The organism is Rugamonas sp. GW822-FHT03B10 (assembly GCF_058801745.1).
Window position 1 is genome coordinate 1 of the sequence record NZ_JBXANP010000010.1, and the last position, 12,606, is coordinate 12,606.

A 12,606-nucleotide genomic window follows, 5' to 3' on the forward strand; every position below is an offset into this window, starting at 1 on the left:
GTGATGAGCGGCCTGAACGTGGCCTTCGGCGCCGAGTACCGCAGCGAGACCTACAAGATCTTCGCCGGCGAACCCGGTTCCTACAACGACGCCGACGGCGTGGGCTTCGGCGGCAACGCCGGCAGCCAGGGCTTCCCCGGCTTCCAGCCCGGCGACGCCACCAACGCCAAGCGCCACAGCTCGGCCGGCTACGTGGACCTGGAACTGGATGTGAACCCGCTCGTCAAGACCCAGGCCGCCGTCCGTTACGAGAACTACAGCGACTTCGGCTCCACCGTCACCGGCAAGCTGGCCGGCAGCGTGCGCGCGGCCGACAACGTGCTGCTGCGCGGCTCGGCCTCGACCGGCTTCCGCGCCCCGTCGCTGCAGCAGAAGTACTTCTCGTCGACCTTCACCGACTTCGTGGCCGGCGTGCCGACCGACGTGGTGCTGGCGCCCAACGGCGGCCCGGTGGCCAACCTGGCCGGCATCCCCAAGCTGAAGGAGGAGAAGTCGACCAGCTTCACGCTGGGCACCACCTGGACGCCAACCAACAACGCCTCCGTGACGGCCGACCTGTACCAGATCAAGATCAAGGACCGCATCGTGCTGTCGGGCCGCTTCGACGCCAGCAACTACCCCGAGCTGGCGGCCAAGCTGTCCACGCTGGGCGTGGGCGAGGCCCAGTTCTTCGTCAACTCGGTCGACACCAAGACCACGGGCCTGGACCTGACGGCCTCGCACAAGACCAACTTCGGCCCCAACAAGATGACCACCTACCTGGCGGCCAACTTCAGCAAGACCGAGGTGACGGGCATCCACGCGCCGGCCTCGCTCAAGGGCTTCGAGGACGTGCTGCTGTCCGAGCGCGAGCGCCTGTTCATCGAACAGGGCGGCCCGCGCTCCAAGTTCACGCTCGGCTTCGACTACGTGGCCGGCGCGCTCGACACCGACCTGAAGGTGATCCACTACGGCCCGCAGACGCTGGGCACCTTCGACGGCACGGCCGCCGGCGTGCCGAACGCGCACTACGCGTCCAAGACCTCGGCCGACCTGGCGTTCACCTACAGCATCAACAAGAACACCAAGTTCACCTTCGGCGGCACCAACATCTTCAACGTCAAACCGACCGCGCAGGATCCGAACGAGACCGACAACGGCTTCAAGTACGACAGCGTGCAGTTCGGCCTGAACGGCGCCTCCTACTTCGGCCGCCTGTGGGTCAAGTTCTAGAGCAGGCCTGAGCAAATGAGAACGGCACCCCTTGCCTGGGCGGGGGGTGCCGTTTTTTTTTCATGCCGGCCGATCCGCGCGCCGGCATGAACCGGCTTAGAACTTGTAGTTCAGGCCCACGTTGAAGAAGCGGCCCACGGCGCCCGCCTGGTGCAGCGACGGGTTGTACGGCGTGCCGGTGCCGTTGCTGCTGGTGTTGGAGCCGGTGCCGCCGTAGGTTTGCGCGTCGATCGGCGGCGCCTTGTCGAACAGGTTGGTGATCGAGCCGTTCAGCGTCCACGCCTTGTTGATCTTGTACGTCATCGACAGGTTGGTGTAGGTGAACGAGGACACCTTGCAGTACTGCGGTGGCGACGAACCGTTCCAGCGCGAGTTGTAGCCTTGCAGGCTGCTGTCGCAATCGACAAAGCCGTTGGACGGGTCGGTCACGTCGTAGCTGCTGACGTAGTTGGTGGTGGCCGTGATCGCGAACGGGCCGCGGTCGTAGGACAGCGTCAACTGCGCGCGGTCCTTGGGGTTGCCCGTGTCGCCCGATACGATGGCCGGGCCGTGGGTGCCGGCCAGGTTGTAGGTTTTGCCGTTCAACGTCATGTTGTAGTTGAACATGTGCGACCACTGCAGACCCACCGTCAGCTTGCTGGCGTCGTCGAGCTTCATGCGGTAGCGCGTTTCGAACTCGGCGCCGGCCGTGGACGTGGTCTGGCCATTGACGTACGGGGTGGCGATGTACTGGATGGTGCCCACCGACGAGGTGCCAACGCGGCCGTCGCCAAAAGTGACCGTTTCCGGCGCACCGCGCACGCCATACTTGATCGGATCGAACGTGGACAGGGCCGAGGCCGAAATGATCTGGTTATCCACGGTGATCTTGTAGTAGTCCAGCGTGGTCGACCAGTTCTTGATCGGTTCGATGATCACGCCCAGCGTGTAGGACTTCGACTTCTCCGGGCTGAGGTCCTTGGTGGTGGTCTGCATGTAGGTCGGGTTGACCTTGCACTGGGCCGGCACGTTGTTGGGCGAGTGCGTGTTGGGGGTACCGTCCGCGTTCAGGTCCGGGCACAGTTGCGGGTCGCGGATGGCGTTGAAACTGTACAGCGAACCGGCATCGCCGTTCTCCGTGGCCGACGGCGCGCGGAAGCCGCGCGAGGCCGTGCCGCGCAACGAGAACATGGACGAGGGCGTGAACTTGAAGCCGACCTTGGGCGTGGTGGAATGGCCGTAGGTGTCGTAGTGGTCGGCACGCACGGCGCCGCTCAGCTCCAGCGACTTGAGCACGGGCGCGGCCAGCTCGGCGTACAGCGCGCTGTTGTTCTCCTTGCCGCCCGAGAAGGCCGTGGGCAAGCCGAGGACGCTGCCGGTGCGCGCCTCATACGGGTTGGGCGAATCGAGCGACTTGTGCACGTAGCTCAGGCCCGTGCCCAGGCTGAGCGGCCCGCCGTCCAGCTGCGTCAGCTCGCGCGAGGCGCGCAGTTCGATGAAGTTCAGATCGTCGGTCGCCTTGTTCGACACGGTGGGCGTGACCTGGGCCATCACGGCCGGGCTGTTGCCGCCGTTCAGATTGAACGGGTTGACCGGGTCGTTGAGCGCCGCCAGCAGCGCCGTCGGATTGATGTAGCCGTTGTAGGTGCCCGTGGTCTCGACCCGGGTCAGACCCAGCGAGGCGGCCAGGTCCCAGCCGCCGGCCGTCCCGTTCAGGTCGGCCACGGCGCGGTAGGACTTGGTGTCAAGGTCGCTGCTGCGGAACAGGCGGTCCGGGATCAGGGCGCGCACGTTCACCGGCACGCCGAACGGATTGCCCGGATAGCTGGCCGGCACCGTGTACTTGCCAGGACCGACGAAGCCGACGATGGCGGGCGCCTGGCCCGGACCGATGGCCGTCACGCCGCCGAAGCTGCCGCTCGGCACGGTCGAGCCGCGCACCACCTGCTGGCTCTTGCTGTCGAAGTAGGAACCCTTCAGGCCCAGCGTCCAGTCCTTGTTGAAGCGGGTGTTCAGGCTGGCCAGCAAGTCCAGGTTTTCCGAACGCGGTTGCAGCTGCGCCCAGTTGTTGTTGAACACGCACTGGTTGGCGTTGCGACGGGCGATGTCGCAACCGCTGCCCAGGAAAGCGTAGGCGCCCGGCGCACTGCCCAGGGCCGGGTTCTGCAGGTAGGGCGTGAGCGTGACGGGGTTGGTGATGAAATCGTTGCGGGCGCCGGGGCGCAGATCCTGGCCGCCGTCGTCGGCGCTCCAGTCCATGCGGGTCCACGAATCGTGGCGCTGCTCCAGGCGGATCTGGTCCTGGTGCCGGTATTCGAGCGCCACGTAGCCGTCGGTGTTGTCGGACAGCTCGAAGCCGCGCACCAGCGACAGGTGGTGGGTGGCGCCGCCGCCATGCTGGGTGGTGCCCGTTTCGGCCGCGATGCTGGTGCCCTGGAACGATTTCTTCAGGATCACGTTGACCACGCCGGCGATGGCGTCCGAGCCGTACACGGCCGAGGCGCCATCCTTGAGGATCTCGATGCGTTCCACCGCCTCCATCGGGATCGAGGTGATGTCGACGAACGGCCGCTGGCCGTCGTCCGACAGCGGGTACGGCGCCATGCGGTGGCCGTCGATCAGCACCAGGGTGGCGCCCACGGTCAGGCCGCGCAGCGACACGCCGCTGGCGCCGGCCGCGAAGGCCTGGTTGAAGCCCTGGCCCAGCGTGCCCTGGCCGTTGGCCGTGATGTCGCGCAGCGCTTCCGACACGCTCGTGTAGCCGGACTTTTTCAGGTCGGCCGCCGTCATCACCTGCACCGGGCTGGGGGTCTCCTGGTCGGCGCGGCTGATGTAGGAGCCCGTCACCACCACCCGCTTGATGGCCTGGTTGTCACCCGCCGCATCCTGCGCCTGGGCCGTGTGGGTCGCCAGCGCCGTGAGCGCGCCAGTGGCCAGGATATGGGCCACGGCCAGCGGGATCGATTTCATTCTTAACCTCATCAAATACTCCTTCTGTTGATTTGAGTGTTGCTATTTAGTGTAGCCAATCCGGCAGGCATATCATTATGCTAATATCGCCTCCTCATGGCGTGCTGCGGGCGGACGCCGCCTGCGCAGCCGGCATCCGCCAGGACAGTCTGGTACGGGACCGGCGGCGGTATCGTCTGAACGGATCGGCGCGCACCGCGCGGCAACGGCTTGTATTAAGAACACAACGCAGTGCGCGACGGCCCTGTCCGGACGGATCGGCGCGGCCCCGGGCCGGACGAGGGGCGGATGCGATGGATGGACGCGATTGCCGGGAGTTGCCGGCAATGTTGTTGTATTTTTAAGGAAAAAGCCGAATGAGCCTCATTTCGCTTGAGAACCTGTCCCTCGGGACCGGCGTGCTGGGTCTGTTCCTCGCCATGCCGCTGATGGCGCTGGCGCGCAAACGTCCGGCCAGCATGTGGCTGGCGCTGTATGTGCTGACCATCTCCGCCGCCTCGTTGGAGGACTACGCCCTCTACCAGCGCCTGCCCTGGGTCCACGGCATGGCCTGGCCCAACCTGGCCGTCGACGTGCTCTATTACTGCTATGTGCGCAGCATGACGGGGCTCGGCAACGGCCGCTTTCAAACCATCCATTTTGTGCCGCTGGCCTGCTACCTGGCGGCCGCGCTGGCGGCGCTGCTGTCCGGCAGCGGGTTCTTGCCAAGTTTCGCGGACTGGGAGCGTGGCGCCGGGGCGGCCACGTTCTACCAGTGCCAGGGCGCCTTCTACCTGGGCGCGGTGCTGCTGCGGCTGCGCCAGCACCGCGCGCGGCTGCGCGCCGGCGACGCCACGGCCGGCACGGACGACCTGCGCTGGCTGACGACGCTGTCCTATGTGCTGGCGGTCTTGTGGATCAGCTGGGTGCTGGCCATCCGCCTGCATGGCAACTGGACCGCCATGTTCGTGGCGGGGCGGCTGGCCACGTTCTACCTCGTCGGCTGGTACGGGCTGCGCCGCGCCGACGTGTTCAATCCCACCGCTGCGGCGCCATTGGCGCGGGAGGCGCCGCGCCATGTGCCGCCGGCACCGGCGCGGATGCACGGTTCAACGTCGCCGCCGGCGCACGTGCCTGCAACGACGCCCCCTGCGGACCACCTGACGGCGGCTGACCGCATGGCGCAACCCGCACGGCCCGTGGAACACGCGCCGGAAACGGCGCCGGTGCTGGCGGCCGGCGCCGCCGTGGCCACCATCCCGGCGGCGGAACGGGAGAAATACGCGCGTTCGGGCATGACGGAGGCGGCCCGGCGCCTGATCGGCGAGCGCCTGCAACGACGCATGGCGCAGCAACGCGACTACCTGGAGAGCGACCTGCGCCTCAACGAACTGGCCGACCGCATAGGCACGACCCCGCAGCTGCTGTCGCAATACCTCAACCACATGCTGGGGCTGAGCTTCTTCGACTACATCAACGGCCTGCGCATCGCCGAAGTCCAGAACATGATGCGCGACCCCGCCGGGGCCGGGCGCACGCTGCTGGAACTGGCCCACGCGGCCGGCTTCAACAGCAAGTCCACCTTCAACACGGCGTTCAAGAACGCCAGCGGTCTGGCGCCCTCGCAGTGGCGCGCGCTCCACGCGCAGTCGCCGGCGCACGCGCCGCACGTCCCGTGCGCGCACGAGGCGCATGCAACGGCGGAACCGGAACGGCGACAGCGCGCGGCCTGACACGGCAGCGGCGGCAGCGGCAGCGGCAGCGGCGGCGGCAGCGGCGGCAACGGCGGCAACGGCGGCAGCGCCGGCAGCACTGGCTGCTCCTGCGGCACAGGCACGCATGCCTGTGCTACACTCGCGCCACCATGAACCACATCAAGACACTGCTGCTCTGGCTGTTGTTGGCCGCGCTCCCGTTGCAGGGATACGCGGCCGTGTCCTCGTTCATGGCCATGCCGCTCCGGCTTGCGCCCGCCACCTTCGAAGCCGGTCGCAACGCCGCCGTGTCGCCACAAGCGGCGGCCGCCGACCACTGCGCCATGCGCGCGCAGGCCAGCCACGCGCACTGCGACGCGGCCCCCGCCAAGGCCAAGTGCGCCAGCTGCGGCACTGGCAGCGGTTGCGCCAATTGCGCGTCATGCTGCGTGGGCGGCGTCATGGCGGTTCCGGTTGCGGCCTGCGCGCCGCCGCCGTTGCGGCCCGCCGGTTCGGAAGCCATTCCCTACCGCGTGCGCCATATGAGCGCGCACATTCCCGCCGGCCCCGAACGACCGCCCCACACCAGTTTCGCCTGACACCGCGCACGGCGGACGGCATGCCAGCATACCGGCGTGCCCCCTGCCCCAGCATCAACGCCACGCAGGCCAGCCGATGGCCTGCGCCCCCGTATCAGGAGTCACCATGCATCAATCCATCACCCTGCGCACCGCCCTGGCGGGCGCGCTGGCGCTGTCGCTGACCGGCTGCGCCACTTTTTCGCCGGACGGCGGCCTCGACGCCGTGCAGGCCATCACCAGGCCATCCACGGGCCAGCCGCTGACGCGCATGGACGCCAGCGCGGACGGCGCCGCCGCACAGCGCGTCGCCGCCCTGCTGGGCGCGCCGCTGAGCGCCGACAGCGCCGTCGCCATCGCCCTGCTCAACAACCGCCAGCTGCAGGCGAGCTACGCGGAACTGGGCATCGCCGAAGCCGATCTGGTCCAGGCGGGGCGCCTGCCCAATCCCACGCTGACCTTTTCCCGCCTGACCGACGGCCAGGGCCTGGACATCGAACGCAAGCTGATGCTGCCCGTGATCGGCATCCTCACCATGCCGGCCGTGCGCGGCATCGAACAGCGCCGCTACGAGCAAACCCAGCTGGCCGTGGCCGGCGACGTGCTGCGCATCGCCGACCAGACCCGGCGCGCTTTCTACGGCGCCGTCGCCGCGCGCCAGTCGGTCAGCTATCTGGAGCAGGTCCAGGGCGCCGCCGAGGCGGGCGCGGAGCTGGCGCGCCGCATGGCGGCGGCCGGCAACTGGAGCCAGCTGCGCGAGGCGCGCGAACAGGTGTTCCTGGCCGACGCCGCCGCCCAGCTGACGGCCGCGCGCCACGCGGAGGTGGCCGCGCGCGAGCAGCTGGTGCGGCTGCTGGGCCTGTCCGGCCAGGGCGCCACCTTCACGCTGCCCGAGCGCCTGCCCGACCTGCCCGCCGCGCCGCGCGAGGCCGGCGACGCGGAGGCGCAGGCGCTGGCCAACCGGGTCGATATCCTGATGGCGCAAAAGGAACTGGCCGGCCTGGCCGATGCGCTGGGCCTGACCCGCACCACGCGCTTCATCAACGTGCTCGACGCCGGCTACCAGCGCAACACGGGCGCCGACGGCGGCCATGCGCGCGGCGTCGAGATCGAGTGGCAGCTGCCCCTGTTCGACTGGGGCGGCGCGCGCGTGGCCCGCGCGGAGTCGGCCTACATGCGGGCGCTGCACCGCGCCGCGCAAGGCGCGATCGACGCGCGCTCGGAGGTGCGCGAGCGCTACTCGGCGTACCGCAGCGCCTACGCGCTGGCGCGCCAGTACCGCGACGAGATCGTCCCGCTGCGCAAGCGCATCGCCGACGAGCAGCTGCTGCGCTACAACGGCATGCTCACCAGCGTGTTCGAACTGCTGGCCGACGCGCGCGAGCAGGTGCTGAGCGTGAACGCGGCGATCGAGGCGCAGCGCAATTTCTGGCTGGCCGATGCGGCCCTGCAGGCGGCCATGACGGGCGGCGCGGACGGCGACAGTCCGCGCTCGGCCCGCTGAGCGCTGAACGCCAACCCACACAGAACAAGGAACAGACATGGTCACACGCAGAAACTTTTTAAGCGGCGCGGGCGCCGCCGCCGTCGGCACGGCCCTGGTGAGCCGGGCCGGCGCCGCCGGCTTGCCGGAAGCGGCCAGCATGGCCAACGCCGCCACCCAGCCGCCGTTGTCGCCGCCGAACGGCCGGCCCTACAACCCGGTCGTCACCCTCAACGGCTGGAGCCTGCCATGGCGCATGAAGGCCGGCGTCAAGGAATTCCACCTGGTGGCCGAGCCGGTGGTGCGCGAGATCGCGCCCGGCATGAAGGCGCAACTATGGGGCTACAACGGCCAGTCGCCGGGGCCGACCATCGAGGTGGTGGAAGGCGACCGGGTGCGCATCTTCGTCACCAACAAGCTGCCCGAACACACCAGCATCCACTGGCACGGCCAGCGCCTGCCCAACGGCATGGACGGCGTGACGGGACTGACCCAGCCCGGCATCGCGCCCGGCAAGACCTACGTGTATGAATTCGTCGCGCGCCGGGCCGGCACCTTCATGTACCACCCGCACGCCGACGAGATGATGCAGATGGCCATGGGCATGATGGGGCTGTGGATCACGCACCCGAAGGACCCGCGCTTCATGCCGGTGGACCGCGATTTCTGCCTGCTGCTGAACGCCTTCGACATCGAGCCGGGCAGCGCCACGCCCAGGGTCAACACCATGCTCGACTTCAACCTGTGGACCTTCAACAGCCGCGCCTTCCCCGGTGTGGACGCGATGGTGGCCGCGCAGGGCGACCGGGTCCGGATCCGGGTCGGCAACCTGACCATGACCAACCACCCGATCCACCTGCACGGCCACGAATTCACCGTCACCGGCACCGATGGCGGCTGGGTGCCGCCATCGGCGCGCTGGCCGGAGGTCACCACCGACGTCGCCGTGGGCCAGATGCGCGCCATCGAGTTCGACGCCACCGAGCCGGGCGACTGGTCGTTCCACTGCCATAAATCGCACCACACCATGAACGCCATGGGCCACGACGTGCCCACCATGACCGGCGTGGACCAGAGCGACGTGCTGGCCAGGATCAACCGGCTGGTGCCGGACTACATGGCCATGGGCGACAAGGGCATGGCCGACATGGCCGCCATGCCCATGCCCCTGCCCGACAACACCCTGCCCATGATGACGGGCACGGGTCCGTTCGGCGCCATCGGCATGGGCGGCATGTTCACCACCGTCAAGGTGCGCAAGGGACTGGCCCGGCACGACTACCGCGATCCGGGCTGGTACCGCCATCCGCCCGGCACGCTGGCCTACGAATACCAGGGCCAGGCCGGCGCGCTGCCGGCCGCGCCACAAGCACCCGGCGCGGCACCAGCGGCCTCGTCGACGGAAACGCCCCCGTTCGAGGCGACCAAGGGAGGCCATCACCACCATTGAGCGGCCATCGCGCCCCTGATGGCGACCTTCCCATAATCCGAAATAGGTTGCCATTAGGCAAAACTCGACCTATGATGAACGCATGCGGACCCAAACCATGTCTAACATTTCGCTCATCACATCATGTCACTCACTGAACTCCACCCAGTCCCGATTCGCAAGGGACCGCCACGGCCTCAAGACGCGATCAGCCAGATCCCGGCCAACGCCAACGCGTACGAGCTGACCACCGAGGACGAGATCGGCGACATGCTGACCGAACTGGCCGAAAGCGGCGACCCGATCTCGATCTATGTACCCGGCAGCCGCGAGGTGGTGCTGGGACGGGTCCTGTCGGTCGATCCCGAACAGCCGCATTTCGTGATGGAATTGAACGAAGGCATGAGCCTACAGCCGGGCAAGGTAACCTTCGTCACCTGGCTGCGTTCGGCCAAGCTGCAGTTTCGCCTGTCCAGCAAGGACTGGAAGGCGCTGCCCGGCCAGCCGCAGCAGATTCCGATGGATTTCCCGGAAACCTGCGCGGTGCTGAACCGGCGCGCCACGGAGCGCCTGGAAATCCCGCTGGGCGCCACCTGCATGGCCTCGTTTGTGATCAACGTGGTCAACAACACGCACAGCTATGAGTTGCCGATCTTCGACCTGTCGCTGGGCGGCATCAGCCTGCATTGCGCCAAGCTCAACGCCAAGGGCTTGATCAAGGGTCGCAAGGTGCATGACGTGGTGCTGGAACTGGGCGACGAGACGGTCGAGGTGGCGGAACTGGAAGTGCGCTACACGCGCCCGTTCCGCTCGTTCCTGCTGGGCGAACAAGTCCATCTGGGCTGCATGTTCACCAAGCTGGAAGCGGAGGAGAAAGACAAGATCCAGCGCGTGCTGGACGAGATCAAGCGCGGCTAGGCACGACAGCGATAAGCGCGCCGGCGATGAACACGACGGCGATGAGCACGACGGCGGGGCCGCCAGCGGCCCCGCCGTCGACCTGCCTTAGGACGGCCGCTTGGGGTGCAGCACGGCGTTGCGGCGCGAATAGCCGAAGTAGATGACCAGGCCGATCACCAGCCAGATGGTGAAGGCGATCCAGGTGGTGCGGCTCAGGAACGTCATCAGGGCCACGCAGAACACCACGGCCAGCGCCGGCACCACGGGCACGCCCGGGCAGCGGAACGCGCGGTGCAGGTCGGGGCGCTTCCTGCGCAGCACCACCACGGCCACCGACACCAGGCAGAACGCGGCCAGCGTGCCGATGTTGATCAGCTCGGCCAGCACGTCCAGCGGCACCACGGCGGCGATCAGGCCGAAGATGATGCCCACCATCCAGGTGGCGAAGAACGGCGTGCCGAACTTCGGATGGACCGTGGACAGACGCGCCGGCAGCAGGCCGTCGCGCGACATGGCGAACACCACCCGGGTCTGGCCATAGCTCATCACCAGGATCACGGTGGTCATGCCGAGGATGGCGCCCAGGTCGACGAAGCCGGCCACCCAGTTCTCGTTGGCGTATTGCAGCGCCAGCGAGACGGGGTGGTCGATGCCGGCGAACTTCTGGAACGGCACGATGCCCGTCATGATGGCCGACACCACCACGTACAGCACGGTGCACACGGCCAGCGAGCCGATGATGCCGATCGGCAGGTCGCGCTCGGGCCGCTTGACCTCCTCGGCCGCCGAGGTCACGGCGTCGAAGCCGATGAAGGCGAAGAACACCAGCGCGGCCGCGCTCATGGTGCCGCTCATGCCGAACGGCATGAACGGATGCCAGTTGGCCGGCTGCACGTGGCGCGCGCCGACGGCGATGAACAGCAGCACCACGGCGATCTTGATGGCCACCATGATGCTGTTCATGCGCGCCGACTCGCGCGCGCCCCACGACAGCATGGCCGTCAGGAACATCATGATCAGGAACGCGGGCAGGTTGATCAGCGTGTGCACGCCGGGCACGGCGCCGGGGGCGGCCGTCAGCGCGGCCGGCAGGTGCAGGCCGAAGCCGCCGATCAGCGACTGGAAATAACCGGACCAGCCGACCGACACGGCCGACGTGGCCAGGCCGTATTCGAGCATCAGGTCCCAGCCTATCATCCACGCCACCAGTTCGCCCATGGTGGCGTAGCTGTAGGTGTAGATGGAGCCGGCCACCGGCACGGTCGAGGCGAATTCAGCGTAGCACATGGCCGCGAAGCCGCAGGCCAGCGCCGCGATGACGAACGACAGCGTCAGCGCCGGGCCGGCCGTCAGCGCGCCGGTGCCGGTCAGCACGAAGATGCCGGTGCCGACGATGGCGCCGATGCCCATCAGCACCAGGTCCAGCGGCCCCAGCACTTTTTTCAGACCACCCTCGGCGCGTCCCTGCGCCACCATGTGGTCCAGATTCTTGGTTCGGAAAAGGCTCAAGTAGTATCTCCACTAATCGGTTTGCGTTGTTATGTCACCGCGCGCACGCCATCGCTGGCCGTGGCCGGTATGGCTGCGCAGTCTACACTGTTTTCCCGCGCCATTCGGCAATTTCCCCACAATTTATTGAGCAAACGGCAAGCCGGGACGGGGCCGCGCGCGACCGTAAACGCAACCGCCCGCGGGCCGGAATGCGGCGCGCGGGCGGACAGGGTGCGTCGCGGACGACGCGGACGACGCGGACGATTATTGCGCTTGCTTGCGGCGGCGCGCGACCACGCCCAGCAGGGCCAGGCCGCCCATCAGCATGCCGTAGGTGGCCGGTTCCGGCACGGCCGCCGCGACGGCGATGTTGCCGCTGTAGCTGCCGCCGTTGGCCGTGGCCACGTAGCCGTCCACTTCCAGCGTGTAGTCGCCGGCCGACAGAGGATGCAGGCCCGAGGCGAAGCTCCAGGCCTGGTCGCCTGGCAGGTAGTTGGTCACGTCCTGGGTGCCGTGGAACACGATGCCGTTGGCGCCGTCGCGCAGGTCGAAGCCGGTGATGGCCAGGCCGTTGTTGCCGGCCTTGAGCGAGGTGATCAGGCCCACCACGTCGTTCACGCCCGCGATCGAGAACGTGTACTTGTCGGAGAAGAAGTTGTTGTGCTCGCCGGCATGCTGGCCCTGGCCCAGCGTGAACGTGTGGCCGAAATCGGAGCTCGAGTAATCGGCCAGGTCCTGGGTGATGTCGATGGTGGCCTGGCTCAGGTCGACGGCGGCGTGCGCGGCGATGCAGGAAGTGGCCAGGACGACGGTCGCCAGCAGGCGTTGGGTGATGTTTTTCATAGATGGCACCGGAAGTGATAGGTGGAATACGGTTGCCGCCCGCCGGCG

Annotated in this window: 9 protein-coding genes; 6 read left to right on the forward strand and 3 right to left on the reverse strand. The window is 67.9% G+C overall.

All coding sequences use genetic code 11. The features are described from left to right. Positions 1–1,212, forward strand: a 1,212-nt coding sequence (locus tag AC1RQG_RS16900) for a TonB-dependent receptor domain-containing protein (RefSeq protein WP_493133177.1), incomplete at its 5' end; no start/stop codon positions are given. A 96-nt stretch (positions 1,213–1,308) separates the two neighbouring features. On the opposite strand, the gene AC1RQG_RS16905 is transcribed toward AC1RQG_RS16900, so the two are convergent. Beyond that, positions 1,309–4,161 (reverse strand): TonB-dependent receptor, encoded by a 2,853-nt coding sequence (locus tag AC1RQG_RS16905; protein ID WP_493133178.1) that lies wholly within the window; start codon positions 4,159–4,161, stop codon positions 1,309–1,311. A gap of 356 nt (positions 4,162–4,517) precedes the next feature. Here AC1RQG_RS16905 and AC1RQG_RS16910 point away from each other — a divergent pair, with 356 nt between their 5' ends. The 5 genes from AC1RQG_RS16910 to AC1RQG_RS16930 all read left to right on the forward strand — a co-directional run bounded on the left by AC1RQG_RS16910 (position 4,518) and on the right by AC1RQG_RS16930 (position 10,242). After that, positions 4,518–5,873, forward strand: coding sequence for a helix-turn-helix domain-containing protein (locus tag AC1RQG_RS16910; protein ID WP_493133179.1), 1,356 nt, complete (start codon positions 4,518–4,520; stop codon positions 5,871–5,873). Positions 5,874–6,004: 131 nt separating this feature from the next. Continuing rightward, complete coding sequence (locus tag AC1RQG_RS16915) at positions 6,005–6,433, forward strand: hypothetical protein (protein ID WP_493133180.1); 429 nt, start codon at positions 6,005–6,007, stop codon at positions 6,431–6,433. 106 nt (positions 6,434–6,539) lie between these two features. After that, positions 6,540–7,916: a TolC family protein gene (locus AC1RQG_RS16920; protein WP_493133181.1), complete on the forward strand. Its 1,377-nt coding sequence runs from the start codon at positions 6,540–6,542 to the stop codon at positions 7,914–7,916. A 37-nt stretch (positions 7,917–7,953) separates the two neighbouring features. Then, positions 7,954–9,345: a multicopper oxidase family protein gene (locus AC1RQG_RS16925; RefSeq protein WP_493133182.1), complete on the forward strand. Its 1,392-nt coding sequence runs from the start codon at positions 7,954–7,956 to the stop codon at positions 9,343–9,345. 123 nt (positions 9,346–9,468) lie between these two features. Continuing rightward, complete coding sequence (locus tag AC1RQG_RS16930; protein WP_493133183.1) at positions 9,469–10,242, forward strand: flagellar brake protein; 774 nt, start codon at positions 9,469–9,471, stop codon at positions 10,240–10,242. An 87-nt stretch (positions 10,243–10,329) separates the two neighbouring features. On the opposite strand, the gene bcaP is transcribed toward AC1RQG_RS16930, so the two are convergent. Together bcaP and AC1RQG_RS16940 are read right to left on the reverse strand one after the other, a co-directional pair. Then, a complete protein-coding gene (bcaP, locus tag AC1RQG_RS16935; RefSeq protein ID WP_493133184.1) occupies positions 10,330–11,733 on the reverse strand; it encodes a branched-chain amino acid transporter BcaP in 1,404 nt (467 codons plus the stop codon). A gap of 246 nt (positions 11,734–11,979) precedes the next feature. Beyond that, positions 11,980–12,558, reverse strand: a complete 579-nt coding sequence (locus AC1RQG_RS16940) for an FxDxF family PEP-CTERM protein (RefSeq protein WP_493133185.1) — start codon at positions 12,556–12,558, stop codon at positions 11,980–11,982. Positions 12,559–12,606: the final 48 nt, after the last annotated feature.

Bases quoted from the DNA above. Each gene is read 5' to 3' on its own strand.
- AC1RQG_RS16905 (WP_493133178.1), bottom strand. From the start codon at position 4,161: ATGAAATCGATCCCGCTGGCCGTGGCCCATATCCTGGCCACTGGCGCG.
- AC1RQG_RS16910 (WP_493133179.1), top strand. From the start codon at position 4,518: ATGAGCCTCATTTCGCTTGAGAACCTGTCCCTCGGGACCGGCGTGCTG.
- AC1RQG_RS16915 (WP_493133180.1), top strand. From the start codon at position 6,005: ATGAACCACATCAAGACACTGCTGCTCTGGCTGTTGTTGGCCGCGCTC.
- AC1RQG_RS16920 (WP_493133181.1), top strand. From the start codon at position 6,540: ATGCATCAATCCATCACCCTGCGCACCGCCCTGGCGGGCGCGCTGGCG.
- AC1RQG_RS16925 (WP_493133182.1), top strand. From the start codon at position 7,954: ATGGTCACACGCAGAAACTTTTTAAGCGGCGCGGGCGCCGCCGCCGTC.
- AC1RQG_RS16930 (WP_493133183.1), top strand. From the start codon at position 9,469: ATGTCACTCACTGAACTCCACCCAGTCCCGATTCGCAAGGGACCGCCA.
- AC1RQG_RS16940 (WP_493133185.1), bottom strand. From the start codon at position 12,558: ATGAAAAACATCACCCAACGCCTGCTGGCGACCGTCGTCCTGGCCACT.